12 protein-coding genes and 2 pseudogenes are annotated in these 19,397 nt (G+C 65.8%); 3 read left to right on the top strand and 11 right to left on the bottom strand.

Features of this window, described 5'->3' with window-relative positions; all coding sequences use genetic code 11:
- Positions 1-232: 232 nt before the first annotated feature.
- Positions 233-655 carry an OsmC family protein gene (locus ACIBCJ_RS05330; RefSeq protein WP_186780184.1) on the top strand — a complete coding sequence of 141 codons (423 nt, stop codon included), beginning with the start codon at positions 233-235 and terminating at the stop codon, positions 653-655.
- A gap of 476 nt (positions 656-1,131) precedes the next feature.
- The gene (locus ACIBCJ_RS05325) at positions 1,132-2,550 is read left to right on the top strand and encodes a sugar porter family MFS transporter (RefSeq protein ID WP_365980901.1); all 1,419 of its coding nucleotides are present in this window, start codon (positions 1,132-1,134) and stop codon (positions 2,548-2,550) included.
- A 1,293-nt stretch (positions 2,551-3,843) separates the two neighbouring features.
- On the opposite strand, the pseudogene ACIBCJ_RS05320 reads toward ACIBCJ_RS05325, so the two are convergent.
- From ACIBCJ_RS05320 to ACIBCJ_RS05285, 8 genes and pseudogenes are all read right to left on the bottom strand, one after another.
- Positions 3,844-4,529: pseudogene (locus tag ACIBCJ_RS05320) on the bottom strand (transposase family protein).
- A 94-nt stretch (positions 4,530-4,623) separates the two neighbouring features.
- Positions 4,624-5,010 (bottom strand): hypothetical protein, encoded by a 387-nt coding sequence (locus ACIBCJ_RS05315; protein ID WP_399281826.1) that lies wholly within the window; start codon positions 5,008-5,010, stop codon positions 4,624-4,626.
- A gap of 869 nt (positions 5,011-5,879) precedes the next feature.
- Positions 5,880-6,221 (bottom strand): hypothetical protein, encoded by a 342-nt coding sequence (locus tag ACIBCJ_RS05310; protein ID WP_365980902.1) that lies wholly within the window; start codon positions 6,219-6,221, stop codon positions 5,880-5,882.
- A gap of 419 nt (positions 6,222-6,640) precedes the next feature.
- Entirely contained in the window at positions 6,641-7,360 is a 720-nt protein-coding gene (locus ACIBCJ_RS05305) for an alpha/beta hydrolase (RefSeq protein WP_365980903.1), read from the bottom strand.
- 199 nt (positions 7,361-7,559) lie between these two features.
- Entirely contained in the window at positions 7,560-8,510 is a 951-nt protein-coding gene (locus ACIBCJ_RS05300) for an alpha/beta hydrolase (RefSeq protein WP_365980904.1), read from the bottom strand.
- A 160-nt stretch (positions 8,511-8,670) separates the two neighbouring features.
- On the bottom strand, positions 8,671-9,462 hold the full coding sequence (locus ACIBCJ_RS05295; RefSeq protein WP_365980905.1) for a DUF427 domain-containing protein: 792 nt from the start codon (positions 9,460-9,462) through the stop codon (positions 8,671-8,673).
- 476 nt (positions 9,463-9,938) lie between these two features.
- Positions 9,939-10,690: pseudogene (locus tag ACIBCJ_RS05290) on the bottom strand (IS5 family transposase).
- A gap of 162 nt (positions 10,691-10,852) precedes the next feature.
- The gene (locus tag ACIBCJ_RS05285; RefSeq protein ID WP_365980906.1) at positions 10,853-12,031 is read right to left on the bottom strand and encodes a nitroreductase family protein; all 1,179 of its coding nucleotides are present in this window, start codon (positions 12,029-12,031) and stop codon (positions 10,853-10,855) included.
- Positions 12,032-12,159: 128 nt separating this feature from the next.
- On the opposite strand from ACIBCJ_RS05285, the gene ACIBCJ_RS05280 reads away from it, so the two are divergent.
- The gene (locus ACIBCJ_RS05280) at positions 12,160-12,747 is read left to right on the top strand and encodes a TetR/AcrR family transcriptional regulator (protein WP_365980907.1); all 588 of its coding nucleotides are present in this window, start codon (positions 12,160-12,162) and stop codon (positions 12,745-12,747) included.
- A 571-nt stretch (positions 12,748-13,318) separates the two neighbouring features.
- On the opposite strand, the gene ACIBCJ_RS05275 is transcribed toward ACIBCJ_RS05280, so the two are convergent.
- The 3 genes from ACIBCJ_RS05275 to ACIBCJ_RS05265 form a co-directional block, all read right to left on the bottom strand.
- Positions 13,319-13,777: a MarR family winged helix-turn-helix transcriptional regulator gene (locus tag ACIBCJ_RS05275; protein WP_365980908.1), complete on the bottom strand. Its 459-nt coding sequence runs from the start codon at positions 13,775-13,777 to the stop codon at positions 13,319-13,321.
- Between the two features lie 75 nt (positions 13,778-13,852).
- Positions 13,853-15,202 (bottom strand): FAD-dependent oxidoreductase, encoded by a 1,350-nt coding sequence (locus tag ACIBCJ_RS05270; RefSeq protein ID WP_365980909.1) that lies wholly within the window; start codon positions 15,200-15,202, stop codon positions 13,853-13,855.
- A 202-nt stretch (positions 15,203-15,404) separates the two neighbouring features.
- Positions 15,405-19,154: an RICIN domain-containing protein gene (locus ACIBCJ_RS05265; RefSeq protein WP_365980910.1), complete on the bottom strand. Its 3,750-nt coding sequence runs from the start codon at positions 19,152-19,154 to the stop codon at positions 15,405-15,407.
- Positions 19,155-19,397 lie beyond the last annotated feature (243 nt).

Below are 19,397 nucleotides of genomic sequence, written 5' to 3'. Positions count from 1 at the left end.
TGGGCTAGTACGTAGTGATGCCGTAGGGCATCCCGTGGCGCCGCACTACGCCACGGGGCCCAAGAAGCCCGAGAACGGGCCAGTCCGGGCGCGGGACGCAGCCACGACGAGCAAGAGTTTTGGCCTGACGCCCGGGAGTCAACTGTCACACCGATGCGCGCCGACCGGTCACTGCTCAGGAAGGGACGGTGCCAAACAGCCCTCCCTCACCTTGCCAGAGAGAGGAAGGCCCATGACCACACGTCTCGTGACCGTTGCCGATGGCAAGCGGCTCACTCGTTCCATCGCGATCGGCACCCACACGCTGACTGCCGACGAACCCGAACCTCTGAGCGCCGACCTGGGTCCCACCCCCGGAGAACTGATCCTGGCCGCGCTCGGGTCCTGCACTTCCATGGCCGTACGGGCCCTGGCGGACCGGCACGGCTGGCCACTCGACCGCATCGACGTGGCCGTGCGCTTCGGCGCGCAGGGACGCATCATCAAGAACATCGGTCTGACCGGCGATCTGGAACCGACCCAGCGCGAACAGCTGCTGGCTGCTGCCGGACGCTGCCCTGTGCACCGCCTGCTGACCAGGCAGACCACCATCGTCACAGTGCCCGCCCTGTTGGTAGAACCGGAAGAGGCCTCCACCGGTCCCCTCTCTGCGTGACCCTCCCCTGGTTGGGGCTGCCCGATGAAGGGGGCGGTCGGTCAGCAGCGTGGCAAGGGCGCTCCCTTGCCACAGCTCACCCCCGTGGAATCGGGCACGGCCTGTCCCGGGACGCCTGCCATCGTTCAGCCTGCCGAACACGAGGCACTGTAGTTGCCATCTCGTCGCGTTGATCTCGCTGATTGACTCCATCGCGGCATCTACGGGTCTCATCCTCCTCTTGTCGTCGGAAGACCGTGTCACACCAGGTGTTCGAAAACGGTCTTATGCGTGAGAACCCCATTTCAAGGGCTTGAGTCGGGTCATGCCCAGGCAGCACATCGGCTCAAGAGGCCGACAGCTTGGCTGGCCGCGCGTGTCTCCATGAGGAGCCGATACACCACCGCGCTCTCGTTGAGATCTTGCCTTGGCCTTCCGTTCCCATCAGTCGAAGGCGAACCGCCCCGGCAGCGTTGCCGGCAGTCGAAGGAGTACACGTGGCCAGCACATCGCAGGCACCCAGTCCAGGAGCCAGGACGGCTCACCCCGATCATCTCGGGCACGTCATCTTCATCGCGGCTGCGGCCGCGATGGGCGGTTTCCTGTTCGGCTACGACAGTTCCGTGATCAACGGCGCCGTCGAGGCCATCCGGGACCGCTACGACGTCGGCTCCGCGGTGCTGGCCCAGGTCATCGCCGTCGCACTGATCGGCTGCGCCATCGGCGCCGCGACCGCCGGCCGCATCGCCGACCGCATCGGCCGCATCCGCTGCATGCAGATCGCGGCGGTCCTCTTCACCGTCAGCGCCGTCGGCTCCGCACTGCCCTTCGCGCTGTGGGACCTCGCCATGTGGCGCATCATCGGCGGCTTCGCCATCGGCATGGCCTCGGTGATCGGCCCCGCCTACATCGCCGAGGTCTCCCCGCCCGCCTACCGCGGCCGGCTCGGCTCCTTCCAGCAGGCCGCGATCGTCATCGGCATCGCCGTCTCCCAGCTGGTCAACTGGGGCCTGCTGAACGCCGCCGGCGGCGACCAGCGCGGCGAGCTGATGGGCCTTGAGGCCTGGCAGGTCATGCTCGGCGTCATGGTGATCCCGGCCGTCCTGTACGGCCTGCTGTCCTTCGCCATCCCCGAGTCCCCCCGCTTCCTGATCTCGGTGGGCAAGCACGAGCGCGCCAAGAAGATCCTCGAAGAGGTCGAGGGCAAGGACGTGGACTTCGACGCCCGCGTCACCGAGATCGAGCACGCCATGCACAGCGAGGAGAAGTCCTCCTTCAAGGACCTCCTCGGCGGCAGCTTCTTCTTCAAGCCGATCGTCTGGATCGGCATCGGCCTGTCGGTCTTCCAGCAGTTCGTCGGCATCAACGTCGCGTTCTACTACTCCTCGACGCTGTGGCAGTCGGTCGGCGTCAACCCCGCCGACTCGTTCTTCTACTCGTTCACGACGTCGATCATCAACATCATCGGCACCGTGATCGCGATGATCTTCGTGGACCGCGTCGGCCGCAAGCCGCTCGCCCTGATCGGCTCCGTCGGCATGGTGATCGGACTGGCACTGGAAGCCTGGGCCTTCTCCTTCGACCTGGTCGACGGCAAGCTCCCGGCCACCCAGGGCTGGGTCGCCCTGATCGCCGCCCACGTCTTCGTGCTCTTCTTCGCCCTGTCGTGGGGTGTGGTCGTCTGGGTCTTCCTCGGCGAGATGTTCCCCAACCGGATCCGCGCCGCCGCCCTGGGCGTGGCCGCCTCCGCGCAGTGGATCGCCAACTGGGCCATCACCGCGAGCTTCCCGTCGCTGGCCGACTGGAACCTCTCCGGCACCTACGTGATCTACACGATCTTCGCCGCCCTCTCCATCCCCTTCGTGCTCAAGTTCGTGAAGGAGACCAAGGGCAAGGCCCTGGAAGAGATGGGTTGAGCCTCCTCCTGAGACCGCACCGACTCGAGGAGCCGGGCCAAGTCCCCGCTGCCCGCTCCTCGTACGCTGCCGCCTCCGTCCGCGTACGGCGCGGACGGAGGCGGCAGCACGTCCGACTGCTGGTGTCTCCGCAGGGTAGATGTCCGAGCTTCAGCACGTCAGTGTCGGAGGCAGGTCAGCCGCGCAAGCGCGTTTCTCCCCGTACTCCGCAACTGGTGAACGCGGAGGGTCGCAGGCTGGGGGCCAACAAGGGCGAGCCTACAGTCGCCGCATGCCACCGCCCGACTGACTACCGATAGACCTGTGCCGAGCACTCTCTGCTCCGCCGTCCGTCCTTCCTCGATGCGCCGCCGGAAGCGCCATCAATCCCGATCAGCGCCGTGATGCACGCTGGAGCACCCTACTGATGTCGTGCACGTGCGCTGTGACGAGGGCGGCCCCATCAGTAGACCGGGGGCGTCGGCCATCAGGTGCCCTTTCCCTCACTTGATCTTTGGCGGCCATACCACGAGTACCCGAGGCACCGTCCTCGCACGTCTTCGAAACTGTGCGCGTCGGCCTGGCTGACTTGGGTTGACCGCGCCCGCTTGGATCCGGCGCGCAGCGCAGTGCGGTGACGCACCGGAGCAAGGTTCAGACCTGCGAGGCCGCGTCTTTGCTTCACATACGTGTCCGTACCTCCGCCAGAGCCATCCCCTAGTGCGACTACGGACTCGCCCACGGATTGCCAAGGGCGCGCTGGACTGTCTCTTCGCGCGAACCTGGTGTCAGCCGGCCTTCAAGAGGCTGCGTCGAGAGGAACCAACCTCAATAGCGACGTCACGACCAGTCGGTCGACACTGCAAACGCTCGTGTCCCTGGGAAGAGGGACGGTAACCAATCCATGAGTAGACCAGAAACAGCGCCGACTGCGTCTCGAACCATCAGCATATCGGGCAAGGCCATGAGTACCCGTCCGCCGCCATCGGCGTCATGCCACTACCAGGCGAAGCCGAGCAGCCCGACAACTTCACAGCTGCCGTCCTGAGTGATCCGTGGCGACGGCGATCGCTCGCCGAGAGACGATGCGGCGGTCGGCGCCTTGGCTCACGTAGCGTCGAGGAACCGGATGTGATCGAGTGAACGGAGCGAAAGGGCGCCCAGGTGATTGACCAGGTCGCACAGTTCCAGGAGGCCTAGCCTGGAGACGCCTGGACGTATGCCTCCGTGACAACAGTGCCTTTTCCATCTTGATCAGCTGACGAGTTCGCGGATGACGACGGCTCGGACGACCGCGGTGATTCGGGCGGTGCTCTAGCGGAGCTTCCACAGGAGTCGCCAGCACTTGAGGATCGCCATGGCACGTTCGCCGAGGCTGCGGATCTTGGAGTGGTTCCGGTTGTGACGCCAGCGCCAGCCGCGAAGGTTCTTACCCCTAAACGGGACGCGGAAGGCAGCACCCGCATCTTGGTAGGCCTTGTCCGCCCAGCACTTGACGCCATCAGCGACGAGAGCAGCGGGAATACCACGGGCCAGGCCGCGGTCAGGTCGTGCATGGCTCCCGGCAGCGAGTCCGATGCCCAAATCAAACGCCCGGCAGGATCGACGATGACTTGCACGTTCATGCCGTGGTGCTTCTCTTCCCCGAGTAGTACGGCCGGGCGGCGGCGATGCGGTCGATCGGCAACACGCTACCGTCGAGGATCACGTGCGCCTTCTTCCGCACGGTCTGCATGGCCTACTCAAGCGTGGGCGCGAGGGCGCCCAGGAGGTCTACGGCCTCGCGTATGTACCCGTAGACCGTCGCGATCTCAACCCGGAAACTTGCCGCGAGGCGGACGTAAGTGTCGCCGCAGCGCAGGTGAGCGAGGACGAACAGGGCCTGCCAACCGCAAGTAAGGCGTCGCCAGCGGGAACCGATGCGAAGGCGGTGACCTGCGAAAAGAGAGGTGCTCCAGGGCACAGTTGGACAGGCCGATGGCGGACGGGTACAGAAGCACGAGAACTCCTGCCGGACTGGTGATCTTGATCGTGAATCCGTCTACCAGAAGCTTCCTTCATGCCGCCGCCGGGGGACGCCGATCCAACCACCCATCAGGTTGGACGAGGTTCAGTGCCCGGCTCAGGTAGAAGCTCTTCGTAGTCGCAAACAGGGACGGCCCGGTAGCCGGCCTCCCGGACCGCTTCCAGAACCGCTGCCGTGTCCGCCACAACAGCAGTCGCTGAGACGCCGCGACGAGGTCGGCACCCAAGGAGCGAGTGCCAGTCCAGGAACTCCATGTGAGCGCCAGTGCCTTCGTAGTCGTTATGCTCCCACTCCACCTCGACGCACCCGTACGAGATCACGCGATCTGGTCCGAGCGACACGTTCAGAACCGCTGCCAGCCGCTCCATCAACCGATCACGGCTGGGAGCGGCGACGTAGATCTGGCACTCAAGGTCTACGTTCGCCCTGGCTGGCCCAAACGTACTGTCCTCCATGAGTGAATCCTCTCAGGACGGCGATCCCTGAATAGCCCGTCACAGCCTCGGCAGCCACCAACATGGTGAGCGCCGCGCCCTGAAGCGCGAGGTGAAGTTTGAAAGGGTTCAGTGGGCCATGGGACGCGGCATTTCCAACAGGCTGGAAAAGAAGCTTCCGGCCCGCGCATCCGGGGTGGCGCGATTCATGTCGCTGACCTGCGTGGTCACCGCCTTCTCCCGGTGCCTTTCTGCGCCAAGTGGTGCGGGCGTCGGTGTGCTCGCCCCACTCGGCGTCGAGGGCCGTAGCGAGCGCCGAGCCGAGGTGATCAAGTTGCGGCACTGCCACGGGCTCGGACCGGTGAAACGGCGTTGTCCAGGGAGGCTCCTACGCCGCGATCACACCACACGACAAGGTCGTCCCCGCGTCCGGTGCTTCAAATGGCACGCGCAGGTGGGCAGAGTTGGGGGGTGAGGACACCAGTCCAGCCCCCGGGGGCTGGATGCCGAGGACCCGTCCATCCCCCATGGCCGCGAGTCACTCTCGCTCTCCGTCCGGCCGAAAGCTCGCACCGTACCCCGAGGCACTGACAACGCTTGGCGGCCGACGAATGAGGGCCACGAGACACTCGCGGAACAGTTCACGTCGTCAGCTGAACCAGCCCAAGCGATCAGGTGGGTCTCCCATGACCAGCAGTTACGGGCAAGGTCTGAGGAGTGGAACCCGCGCACTGAGCCGCCGCGAATCCCTACACCACATAGCCGTACGCCATCCCGCTCAGGCAGCAAGTACCGTGACCGCGTGGAGTCTGCCGAATCGTTCAGGACGCGGCGGCGAGGGGACACCCGCCGTCGAGCGCCGTCGGCAGCGTTCGCCGCGGGATCGGGGATCAGCGCACCGTCCCCACCACGACGGCCGTACACACGCACGCCGCCACAGTAATCAGGATCATGCCGATCAACGTTCCGCGCAGCCATCGCCCGAACCGGATGCGGTGTACCTCCTCGGCAGCGTTAAGGCTGTCGGCGATGTGTTCCGTCACCATGTGGGCCACATACTGCTGCTCCTCGAGATACCACAGTTCGATGCGTCGCCTCTGTTCGAAGGTCAGTCCATCCGCTCTCGCGGTGAAGTCCGCCACGCGTTGACGAGCCGCCCTGAGTTGAGCCTCCCGATAGAGAAAGGCTTCTATGTCGACCAGCCCACGAGCGGCCTGTTTCTCCGTGTCCATGGTGTACTCCAGAGTCAGTGACCAGTTTCCGTCCTTGGGCCCGGCTTGCCGGATGAGACATCGCGCAGTGGCTCCTACCTGTGTAGGTCGTCCCAAGTTGCGATCCGTATGTACACACGCTGTCCAAGAGAAGGAGGGGCGCGCTCGGCCGGACAAACTGTGTCTGAGCCGAGGCGGCACCACCACACCATTCGGGCGTGAGTACAACAAGATGACCCGGCTGTCTGAGGCAGTCTGATGCCTGAAATTGGGCATCCCCATCATCCGTTGTTCCTGCACCCAACCGATGTCTTGACAGCGCGGCCCCCTTGGCGAGCTTGAACCCGCTGGCAGCCTCGTGGCTTATGACGTACGTCGGGCGGTCGAGTGAGAATCCGAGTGGGCACCCGCCCCGCCGACGCGGCGCGGGTGCCGGCCGCTCAGACGGTGGCCTGGGCCGCCTCGTTGATCAGGCGCGCGACGTCCTGGGGACGGGAGACACTGACCGCGTGAGAGGCGGGAACGTTGATCACAGTGGCGTCCGCCCGCTCGGCCATGAAGGTCTGCGTCCGAGGCGGGATGTTCCGGTCTTCGGTGGCCACGAGGGCCCACGACGGGACGTCCCTCCATGCCGGGGCAGCGCCGCCTTCCGCCAGCGCGGCGTCGGTCACGGGCCGCTGCGTGGCGGCCATGATCGCGGCTGTTCCCATGGGTACGTCGGCGGCGAACTGCTGGTGGAACTTGCTCGTTTCGATGTAGAGATCCGCGACCTGACTGCCGTTGGGCAGTGTGACCGGTACTGGACGGAGCGCCTCACCGAGGGTGCTTCCTGGGAACTTTCCGGAGAGTGCGATCGCGCTCTCGCCCTCGTCGGGCAGGAAGGCCGCGACGAAGACCAGCGCCTTGACGTTGGTGAGCCCCTTAGCGGCGCTGCTGATGACCGAGCCGCCGTAGGAGTGGCCGACGAGCACGACGGGGCCGCCGATTGAGACCACCAGTTGCCTGACGTACTCGGCGTCGTCGGCAAGTCCGCGCAGCGGGTTGCTCGCGGCTACGACCGGATAGTCGTGGGACTGCAGTTTCTCGACGACGCCATTCCAGCTGGAGGAGTCGGCGAACGCACCATGGACGAGAACGATGGTGGGATTCTGCGCATTCATGGCAGAGACCTTTCATTTACTAGCGAAATACGCGCGTCATCGAACGGGGTGCTGCATGCCGAATTTCACGGTTCCGACGTGCGGCAGTACCGGGAACGGATCTCCGATTCGCTGTTCTGGCGTATCGCGTGCTTTGCTGTCCGGGAAGTGAAGTCCCGGCCTGTGTACGGGGCTTCCCGGGGTGCCGCACCGAGGTGGATCAGTCGGTTCCCAGCGCCTTGCGCAGCACGTGGACGGCTTGCTCGATTGCCGCGCTTGAGGCCTGGGTACCTCGCACCGGGTTCAGCATCATGAAGTCGTGCAGGCTGGCGTTGTAGCGCACACTGACGGTCGGCACGCCGGCCTGGACCAGCTTGCTGGCGTAAGCCTCGCCCTCATCGCGCAGGACGTCGTTCTGGTCGACGACGACGAACGCCGGGGGCAGACCCTGGAGGTCTTCGAGGGTCGCCCGCAGAGGAGACGCGGTGATCTGAGCGCGTTCGGCCGGATCGGTGGTGTAGGCGTCCCAGAACCACTCCATCGCCTTGGCGGTCAGGTGGGGGCCGTGAGCGAAGGTCTTGTAGCTCTCAGTGTCCTGAGCCGCATCGGTGACGGGGTAGTACAGAGACTGGTGCAGGAAGGTCACGTCACCGCGCTGCTTGGCCATGTGGGTGAGGGCAGCACTCATGTTGCCACCGACGGAGTCCCCAGCGACGACCATGCGGGAGCCGTCGAGGCCCTCTTCCTCGCCCTTGGCTGTGATCCACTGAGCGGTGGCGTACGCCTGCTCGATGGCGACGGGGTACTTCGCCTCCGGGGAGCGGGCGTACTCGACGAAGACCAGGGCGGCCTGCGCGCCCACGGCCAGCTCGCGCACCAGGCGGTCGTGGGTACCGGCGTTGCCGAGGATCCAGCCGCCGCCGTGCATGTAGAGGATCACGGGCAGTGCGCCCGTGCTGCCGACCGGCTTGATGATGCGCACCCTCACCTCACCGACTTGGGCGGGGACGGTGGACCACTTCTCGTCCACGTCGAGCTTTTCGACGGGCTGTGCCTGGACGTCGTCCAGCAGCTTGCGGGCACCGTCGACGCCGAGTTCGTACAGCAGCGGCGGCTTGGCGGTCGCGTTGGCGAATTCCTGTGCGGCGGGTTCGAGGGTGATGTCGCTCATGGTGTGTGTCCTCGGAGTCGGTCATGGAGAAGGGCTTGCACCCAATAAGACCGGGCCAGAGGTCGAAGCGTGACGCACCGAGCGAAACTGACGGATATCAGCGACGGTCTGGGACATGTTCTGAAGATCCCCGTATCTGCCCGGGCACACCGCTCTTGTTTTACTCGGAGGAGACCGCCCGGGTGGGGTCGGCTGATTTCGGCAGCAGGGAGCCGTCGATGTACAGGTCGACGTGCTCGTTGTAGAACGCAGTCATCCCGGCGATGCGGTTGGCGTGGATGGTCGGAAAGTCATAGGTCCAGGCGACATCCTCGTGAGTGGCAATGTCGCTGTCGAAGGACCAGTAGCTGCTTGTCGTCCCCTTGTACGGGCATCGGGTCACCGTGCCCGAGTGCCGCAGCCGGCTCCAGTTGATGTGCGTGCGATCGAGGTAGTAGCGGGTCGGGAGCCCAGTCTCGAACAGCTTCACGCACCCGGGGGCCTCGGCCAGCACGACACCGTCTACCTCCACGCGGACGCTGCTGTCCGAGCGCACGGCGTCCACGCGAGAATAGGGGCTCCTGGGGTGGACGAAGATCGGCTCGGCCTCCTCGAGCCAGGAGCCCACTGCCTCCCACTCAAAGCGTACGGTGTCGTGCAGAGACCGCGGAGCGCCTTCACCCCAGACCCAGGCCGCACCCGGGCGGATCTCCGAGCCGACCTGGAGGGTGTGCCGGTGTGCAGGGCCGGCACCGAGTTGCTCCGTGTGCTCGTCATCGTGAAGCACACCGTCCACCAGATCCTCGACCGGAATGCTGTACTGCGGGTAGGCCTGCCACTCCCACACGTACAGCGCCCGTCGGGTGTCAAAGACGACACGGCCGCCAATCATGCCCCGGATACGGCGCGGTGCGGGTTCGACATGTCCGACCGGCACGATCAGGCTCGGGTACTGGACACTCTCGGTTGCCATGGTGATCACCTTGATCGATTCGACGGCTGTGTGGTCGCTCTGTCCGGTGTAAAGCCCCGGGGCCCACGGTCATGCCTCACGGCTCGATGTTATCGGCTGTACCTGGCGGGCCCCCGAAACTGATCCTCAACAGTGTCACGCGAGGTCGGGATTACGCCAACTTCGAACGGTGTCAACACATGCAATCCACGCGTACCTTTCCAGCCTCGGTCCATGTGCGGCACAGCGCGCCTTCAGGGCGCCGAAGTGGTCCGCGGGGCGAGCTTGTCCGACCGGCTGGAGTTCATGGAGGTTGTCTGCGGTGACCAGCCTCCGACTCTCGGTGTGACATGAACGGCAGTGCAGGACGCCAGTATGGTGGGAAGCATCTTGCCAGTCGGCTCACATGCATCACACTGCGCAGGCCACGAGACAACCGCGAGATTACCGGGGCCAGCTCACCGCCGGGCGTATGTCCCCACTACTAGGGTCCGTCTTCAAACGGATCTTGCCCACAGGAACGATGCGAGAGTGACCGCCGCTTCGTAGGAAGTGCGGTCTTCTCGTATCTGGTGGCGATCCCGCGGAAGCCCTTGAGCCGGTTGAAGCAGCGCTCGATCATGTTGCGCCGCGGGTAGGTTTCCCGCTCGAACCCTGGCGGTCGGCCGCCGTGGCCTCCGCGCCTCAGCCGGTGCCGTCGCTGGTCGGTCTTCTCGGAGATGATGTGCGCAATGCCGCGTCTTCGCAGGTAGACACGGAAGCCTCGGGAGCTGTAAGCCTTGTCTGCGATGACCTGGCCGGGCCTGTACCGAGGTCGGCCCGGGCCGGTGCCGGGAGCACGGATCCGTTCCAGCAGAGGGCGTGCCCAGACACTGTCGTGGCGTTGGCCGGGAGTCGCCAGAATCGCGAGCGGACGGTCCTTGCCGTCGCAGGCAAGGTGAATCTTGGTCGTCATGCCGCCTCGGGACCGGCCGAGGACGTGATCGTCCGGTTTGTCCTGCCGATGCCCCCCTTTGCGGCCGGTGGCGGCGCGTGCTGGTGGGCGCGGACGATGGTGGAGTCAATCTGGACCAGCCAGTCGACGTCGCCGACCGCGCCGGCGTGGGCTTGGATCTGCTGCAGGGCCCGTGACGATCTGCCGGTCCTCCACGCGGGGCCGCATCGCGGCTCGGGGTATCGGCGGAGCGAGTAACTCCCACTCCTGATCAGTAAGTTCATGACGACGTACCACGACACCATGCTCTGCCAGCTGGATGATCTTTGAAGACGGGGGCCCTAGTAGGCCTCCGTTAGGTCTGAGGTTCGGCTGTTCCTGGGCATGGTGGGTGGATGGACGCACATGATGTGGCGTGGCGTACGCGTTGGCGCAGGCGTGCTCCGACCTCGGGCGCTCGCCCCACTTGGGAAAGTGTCACGCAGTAGAGGCTCCGAGCGGGTCAGCGATCCAACTCACGCCATAACCGGGCGGTTTCGGAGTGTCGAGCTCCCCTTGTTCGTCCGATGTGAGTACCCGCAGGTGCCCGGGCAGCCCGAGGGCTTCGCAGCCGACTTCCCAGTTCGCACACCAGATACCCAGACCCAGGGGGGCGTAGTAGCGGGATGCTGTGGTGGTGCAGAAGTCGAACCGTGCCATGGCTCGGCCACTGTCATCCGTTGTCCCGATGCATCGGGTGGTCTGGGTGTTGAGGGAGGAGGGCGACCACCGGCACGCCTCGTAGCACCGCCTGAAGGGCGAGAAGGGTGGTCGGTCAACCTTGAGTGGCGTGTCGAAGCTGGGGGAAGCGAAGAAGAGCGACGCCAAAGGCAACCGCCGATGTTGTACCAACTCGATGGCTCGGACCACAATCGGTTTGAATCTCGATCGGTAGCCCACGGCGCAGACGCAGATGACGTGCTCCTCCGCAGGATCGAATCGGCCTCCCAGATGGGAGACGACGCTGGTCTGGTCGGCGCCTGCTCCGATCCAGCACGTTGCCACGCCCATCCGGGTGGCGTGCAGAACCACCTTGTGCAGGCTTCTGCCCACGTCGATGACCGACAGGCGGTCGTAGGTGCGCGGAGCGACGGCGACAATGAACTCGCGTGCCCCTACGGTCGGCCACACCTTGAGAGGAGCGGCGACATATTCCAGCCGGATCGGCCGGGTGCCGATCAGATGCGTCGGTCGAGTGTGCCGGTGGACCGCGCGCATCAGCTCCTCCCGGTCCGACACGGTCAGGTCGCGGTTCTGGAAGGACCGGCAGGACCGCCGTTTGTGCATGACACCGAAGGTGTCGAGTTCGTCAAGGCGACGGGGCACCGGTTCGAAGGGCCGCACTCCCAGCTTGACGGTGACCAGATCGACCAAGAGTGCGCAGAGCAACAGGATGCCGATGCCCAACGGCAGCCGGACCAGCAGGACCTGCCAGATTCCGATCCAGCTTCCCGCGAGCGCAGCGGCCAGAAGGAGGACCCCGGCCGCAGCCGTGGGGATGTACTGCAACCATCCCGTGAACTGCAGTCTCAGCTTGGTCCGTTTCAGGAAGCCGTGTCGGCGATTGTGGGGAGGCAGTCCGCGGTTGGCCCGTTGCCCCAGTCGCAGATGAGTCATGAAGCCCCTTCAGTCAGTCCTGTGACGCATCGCATCTGCACGCTAGACACGCAGCCCCGTCTATTGCAAGCGAACACTTGCAATAGACGGGGGCTAGAATCCCCGCAGAGGCGGCGACCTGGAGACATATGCCCAAGCAGATCGACGTGGACAGGCTGTTCGAGACCACCGTCAGCGTCTTCGCCGAGCGCGGGTACTCGGCCTGCACCACTCAGGAGATCGCGCGAAGATCCGGAGTGAACGAGGCAACACTGTTCCGCCGCTACGGTGGCAAGGCAGCCCTGCTCAACAGGGCTCTCACGCACGCGCTGGCTCGTTCGTCATTCGCCCGGCTAACGGTCACGGACGACGTGGTCGCCGACCTCGTCGCCATGGCTCGTGCCTACGCCGAGTCGGTTGAGCAGTACGGTGCCGCGATTCTCAGCCTCCTCACCGACGTATCGCGCCACCCCGAACTGCGCGACGCGATGGAGGCCCTCATGCCGAACATGCGCAGCGCAGCACAGGTGATCAAGGCGCATCAAGAGCAAGGGCGTATCGCTCCCGGCGATCCGATGCACATGGTGCTGACGCTGATCGCGCCCCTGATGGCGTCGGGGCTCTGGGACCGGGCCGGGTACGCCGTGACCGCGTGCGACAGCGACCTGGACGCCGCCGTCGCCGCCTTCCTCAACGGCCACCGCGGGAAGGGCGCGGCCGAAGAGGGGCACGCGTGAAATTTCGAAGGGCGCGCGGCGAGAGACCCCCACATCGCAAGCACTGGTCAGAACCCCACGGACCGAGTTGACCGTGGAGTGGGCCGTCCTGGTGAGTCCGAATAAGGAGTTGGCATCACAGGCGGCCCCACGCCTCGAACCGGGTGCCCTGGCCTGGTCACCCAGTGGCGCCCCGGCCTGGAGCGGGTTCACCTTGCTGTGCAGGCCGGCCGGTGCGGCTGGATCCATACTGGCGGACGCCGGGACGGCGGTCGCCCAGGCCGCTGGCTCAGCGGTCCGGGTGAGGCCAGTTGCTGCGGCGTGTAGCTGGCGCCGCTGACGGCGCCGGGCTGAACCGCAGCCTCCAGCTCTGACAGTTCCTCGGCGGTCATTACGATCTCCGTGGCCCGCGGCGTTGTTGCCGAAGCTGGGTCCGAAGGGGGTCGAGGGCCGGCCGCGGGTGCCGGACCGGCAGGCGCTGTGCGGGATTCCTTTCGTCCTGCACACCGGCATCCAGTGAGAGTACCTGCCCCGGGAGCTGGGCTTCGGCTCGGGGATGACGTGCTGACGGCGTCTTGCGGCAAGGTCGAATTCACCTCTGCGCGTCGCCCCCATGGCCGGGGCCCTCCTTGAGGTAGCGCAGCAGGGCGCGGTCGGTGTCCTTCTCGGCAAGGTCTTGCACCGCGTCACAAACGGCGTCGGTGAGCACCGGCGTACCGACCCGAAGCACCTTCTGTGCGACGGTGGTAAGCCGGAGTTCGACGCTGCGGTGGTCGTGCGCGGGAGTGCTCGTGGTGATGAGGCCCCGATCCCGCAACCGGATCACCAGACGGCTTGTTGCGGATTGGCTCAGGCCGACCTGCGTGGCCAGGTCCCGGAGTTGCAGCGTCCGGGCCTCGGCCTCGCCGCTGTCCAGAGCCGTCAGTGCGCGAAACTCGCTGACGCCCAGACCGAGCCGCTGGTGAAGGCGCCGTTCGACGGTGGCGTCGATCCGGCGGTGGAGCCGGTCGAGCGCGCTCCAGCGTGTGATCAAGGATGCGTCTTCACTCATGATGGTTCCTTGGAGCGCCGAACAGGGTTCCGGACGGCCGACACCGGAACTCTGCGGTATACGAAGGGAACCGGTTCATCGGACGGGAGCGCTGGTCGGCTGTTCGCCTCGGTGTGGGTCGCCCTTGGTCAGGAATGCCTCCCGAGGGTGCTGCACCGAGACCAGGGAGACAACGTCCCGGCCGTAGAGGGCGGCGGTGGCCCATACTGCGAACACGCGTACCTTGCGTTCCCACGACGGAACGGCGAGCACGTGATAGCCGCGGTGCATGAGCCAGGCTGGGAAGCCCTTGATGACAAGACGCCGATACTGGAAGATGCCCCTGCCCAGGCCCAGGGTGGCCACCACTCCCAGGCTGTGGTGAACGTAGTCCTTGGTGGGCCTTCCGCGCAGTGACGCCAGGATGTTCTTCGCAAGGCGTTTGCCCTGTCGTACCGCGTGCTGGGCGTTGGGGACCGTCCGCGCTCCCGGCTGACCTGCGGCAAGGTCGGGCACGGATGCGTCGTCGCCGGCGGCCCAGACGTCCGGCACCGCGTCCGTCTCCGTTCCGACGCGCAGGTCGGGCCGTACGACGAGCAGTCCCCGTTCGTCCACTGGGAGATCCGTGTGGTTGTGCACCACGGGGTTCGCCGCGTTGCCTGCGGCCCACACGATCAGGCCGGAGTCGTACTCCGTCCCATCTGAGAGCACGACATGTCCGTCCTGGGCAGAGATGAGCTGGGTGTTGAGGTGCACCTGCGCACCTCGCTTCTGCAGGGACTGGACCACCCACTCGCCCGGCTGGTCGGTGACCTCGGGAAGGATTTGGCCCCGTGCCTCGACCAGGTGGAAGTCGAGTTCCTGGGCACTGACCTCCGGGTAGTGCTTCAGCAGTGCGGCCGCCAGGGACAACGCTTCGCCGAAGCCCTCAACACCCGAGAAGCCCCCGCCTACGAAGGTGGCGGTCAGGAGCCTCTTGCGTTCGGGTCCCTTAGGCAGGGTCGCCGCCCGGTCGAACGAAGTCAGCAGCCGGTCACGGATGGCCACCGCCTCCTCGACGTGCTTCAGGCCGAAGGCCTGGTCGCTGATGCCCGGGATGGGAAAGGTGCGGGTGATCGCGCCTGCCGTGATGACGAGGATGTCGTAGGTCAGTTGGTAGTCCGGCCCGCTCTCCGGGCGTACCGTGACTGTGCGGTCACGGTTACGGATCTCTGTGACCGATCCCCCGATCAGGCGGGTGCGGTGCAGGTGCCGACGGAGGGACACTGCGGCGTGGCGGGCTTCCACGGAGCCCGCCACGACCTCCGGCAGAAACGGCTGGTATGTCATGTATGGACGCGGGTCGACGACGGTGACGTGCGCCTCGCCCCGGCGCAGCTTCTTCTCCAGGCCCCACGCGGTGTAGAAGCCCGCGTAGCCGCCGCCCACGATAAGGATCTCACGCACGGTGTCCTCAGTTCTTCTCGGCTTCACACCACTGACCGGTCAGAACCGCCTGCTGTGACACCGCCTTCACACGGCGTGCGAAAGTGTGCGCGCCCGGCTCCCTTGGGAGTCGGGCGCGCAGTCACTTCATGTGACCGGTGGGGCAGAGCCAGTACATGATGGCCTGGCGGCTGCCGTCGTCACGCCGGCCGTGGCCTGTCCGTCACTGTGTGACTGGATCGAAGGCCCAGAGATCCACTGGGAGCCCGGGGGTGTATGTGTGGAGTGTCAACGGCTGGTTCTCGCCGTGAGCGTCCAGGTACAGACGCTCGTCGGGTGCGGTGTGGTTACTCAAGAACATCGTCGTCTCGTTGAACGTGGCACACCACAGATAGCCGTCGTCGTTGGGGCGGAAGGTATTCAGCGTGACCCTGTTGCCGTCCTGCGGCAGTGTCTGAGTCGCCGTCGCGTTGACGTACTTGCCGCCGTAGGCCAGGTAGTAGCAGTGGTCATCGCCGGTTTTGTCCGCGTAGATCGTGATGAACCCTTCGTTTCCCTCCTCGGTGTCGTAGCGCACGTCCACCGAGGTACCCTCTTCGGTGCGGCCGTCCGCCACAGTCATCATCAGGGGTGGGGTGGACTCCTTGAGGAGGATCTCGTCGACTCTCGTCGCCTCGGTGGCGGGGTCCTGGAGGAACCAACGCTGGGAGCCCGAGTTGTCGAAGTCGCGAGCCATCAGAGCCTCACCGCTGTTCAGAGAGGTGAGCAACTGGTGGCTGACCATGTTCTCCAGGATCCATGTGCCGTCGCCCTGGTCAACGGGGCGCCAGAGCTGGTCGGTCTCTTCGTTCGGGTTCAGTACGATCCGCGCGTCGCGGTCACCGTCCGGCTGTCCCAGGTAGCTGTTGCCGTCGACGGCGACCAGGCGGTAGTAGCCGGGGAACTCGGGTACCGCATCCAGGCTGAAGGTCTGCATCGGTACATCGGCCCGGTTGAGGGGCTCGTCGGTGACCTGGGAGGTGTAGCCGCCGTAGGTGGCCACGTTCGTGGTCTTGGCGTTGCGGAGCACAGCCCGTGCCGGCAGCTTCTTCACCGGTCGCAGCCTGTCGCTCGGTGGTTCCGGCAGGTTGCCGATCTCGAACAGGACGGGATAGTGGTCCGACCTGACTTCTTCGTCGACCCGGGCTATGCCGGTGGCCTGGGGTGCGTTGGCGCCGGACGGGGCGACTGCGTAGTCGAGGACTCTCGGCGTGGTGGTCAGCGGCTCCGTGGGCTCTGGATCCAAGGGGTCCGGAACATAGGGTTCAGGGTCCGGCATGGTTGGATGGGTCGGCTGCCCGAGGGACGGGGCCATCACCTGCCACTGTCCAGGTGCGTCCTGGGCGAGTCGGTCGTACAGGGAGTTCCGGGCGCCAGGATGTGGGAGGCGATTGTAGTCGCCGAGCGCCACCCAGGGCAGCGGCGTGTTATTGGGGCCTGCGGTGGCCATCCGGGTCCGGATGTTGGCCAGCAGTTCGGGGGCGTCGTTGCCGGTCCCCGACCACCCGTGCACCGTGAAGTAGACGACGCCGTCGACGCGGACGCCGAGCGCGGGACGGCTCGTGGCACCGTACCTGTCGGCGGTTCCCTGCACCACATAGACGTCGTCCTGGTCGACCGGCCTGGAGGTTGCGATGGCCAGGTTGACGCGGTTGACCCCAACGGTGGAGGTGTCCGTGTGCAGCCAGTACAGATATGCCGCCGGTCGGCTGCGCGTCCCGCTGATGCGGTACTGCCGGACCGGGGGGTATATGTGATTGCCCACGTAGTCGAGCCCTCGGCTGAACTGCGTCTGCTGGATGTCGTGCTCCTGTCCCAGCCATCTGTCGCCTGTTTCGCCTCCGGGCGGAGAGCCTGCTTCTTGCAGAAGCACGATGTTGGCCTGGTATCGCTCCATCATGCCGAGTACTCCCGCGTCGTACTTGGATTCGTACTCGCCGACGTCGTTGGTGGTGCCTGCGCCCTGCATGTTCCAAGTGATCACCTTGCGGCGGTTCTGTTCACGGGGGTCGATCTCGCCGCCGGTGTCGCGCAGGAACAACGAGTGCTGTTTACCGAGGTCGAGGGTTGCCACTCCCTGGCCCTGGAAGTCCAGCGTCTCCCGGCCGGTCCAGTCGGCAATCGCCTGGCCGTCCTGGCTCAGAGGCTGGAACTCGCCGGGGTGCGTGCTGTCGGAGCCGAACTGGAACGCGACACCGGGCCGCGTGCCGTACGGCGCGTACGGCTCGAAGGGCCCGTTCGGGGTGGTCTGCTTGATCAACGTGTTGTTGTAGAAGACGTTCTGCGGACCGGAGGAACCAGCCCATTTGCCGGCCTTGGGGCCGGCCGCCCACCAGACCGGGTACCAGGTCCCGTCGTCGATCTCGCCGCCTTCCCCGCCGCAGTTGGTCTGGCAGCTCGCCGAACGGTGGTCGTAGGGAATGCGTACCGTGTTCTGCTCGAACAGGTTGCTGTGTTCCCAACCGCCGTGCAGGTTCAGGTCCGAGTCGAGGTCGTTACGGAAGGCGACGTTGCCGCTGGCCGACCACTGGAAGGTGAAGTGGCGCAGGTTGCGGCTGAGGTTGTAGGCCCACAGCGAGTCCCAGACCCGGCTGCCGCGCAAGTAGCCGTTGCCGCCCTTGCCCTTGTTCCATGCACCGTCGAAGCTGTTGCGCTCGATCTGCAGGTTGCGCGCCACCTCGGTGACGATCGGGTGCGAGCCGGTCATCGTGGCCCTGAGCCCTCGCGCCCAGCTGTTGGCGGCCCACTTGAACACGATGCCGTGCATCGCGTACTCCGGGGCCATGTTGCCATAGTTGTTCTTGGCCTGGTCGGGACTCAGAGAGTAGGTCTCCTGGCCGCCGATCTTGGGCAGGCCGTTCATGTCCTGAGTGAAGGCGAAGTCCTCGAACCCCACTCCTTCGACGGTCTTCAGCGGGGTGATCTTGCTGGGGTACGGATTGCCGCTGCCGTTCAGCGGTTCGGAGCCGTCCGATTCGGAGTTGACCGGCAGGTCCCATTCAAGCGGCTCGTCCAGCGTGATCGTCTTGGTGGTGGCGTCGATGTGGGTGACCCGGAACATCTGCTGACGCATGTGGAGCGCCTCGATCATGCTCGGGTCGGTGATGCCCTGCTGTGCGTAGAACTTCTTGCTGTTGGCCGCCCCCACCCAGACGTAGCCGCCCAGTTTGAACTTGTCCGTGTCGGCCTTCGGGTCCAGCCGCACCACGTTGGCGCCGCGGCGGCCCGAGAAGCCCGGAGCGTCGGGCAGTGAGGCCAGCTTGAAGCCGGAGACCCAGTGCTGGTTGACGCTGCCCTCGAAGAGGTCCTTACGACCGGGAAGCGGCGGGAGCACCTCCCATTCGTCCTGGTACCGTGCCGCCACATCCCGGGTCTGGACCCGGAACATCCCTCGTCCCGGCCATATCCAGCCGCCGTTGCCCATGTCGGGTGCGTTGCCGGCCGTCATGCTTTCCTGGTCCCAGCGGCCGTTGACCGTCTGGTCGTAGCGTGTGCTGAGGTCGGGGCGGAACACCACCTTCGTGCCCCCGTCGTCGGAGCCCATGCCCTTGATGGTCAGGAAGTTGGCGTCGACGTAGATCTGGCGGGATATGTCGACCCGCCCGTACGGCAACTCGATGAGTGAGAGCCGGTGGAAGTTCGCGTTCGGGGAGCATCTGCTCTTGACGTCGTCGATCGCCTTCTGCAGCCCGGCGGTGTCGTCGACGCCGTCGTCCCCGATCACCTTGTAGGTGGAGGCGAGTTCGTCCCTGGTGATGCGGCAGGAGGCATCGCTGGTCAGGTCCCCGCTGCCCGGAAGCTCCAGGCCGCCGCGATATCCCGTCCGCGACCAGTCGGGCAGGCCGGCGCGGGGGACGGTGCGGTTCGTCTGGCTCAGGTCCGGTCCGCTGGCTCCGGGTCCAGCCGTTGGCGCGGCCTGCGCGGGAGCGGTCATGGGTGCCGCGGGGGCAAGCGCCGACGCCGCGGGAGTGAATGCCGGAGTCAGGAGGGACAACAGCAGGCCGGGCAGAAGACTCGTCGCTGTTCGGCTGTGTTTCACGTGACCTCGATATGTAGCGTCATCGTTGTATCCGTGTCTGCGCGGGGGGAAACGGGGGTGGCCCCTACGCCCGGCGACCGTTGTCGGAGACTGGTGTGTCTTCGAGGCAGTGAGTCGCTGGGGAGGGGCCACTGGAGG

This window comes from Streptomyces sp. NPDC051136 (assembly GCF_044455745.1).
Classification (GTDB): domain Bacteria; phylum Actinomycetota; class Actinomycetes; order Streptomycetales; family Streptomycetaceae; genus Streptomyces.
The sequence above is the reverse complement of the archived record's forward strand: the minus strand, read 5'-3'. Positions and strand labels throughout refer to the sequence as shown.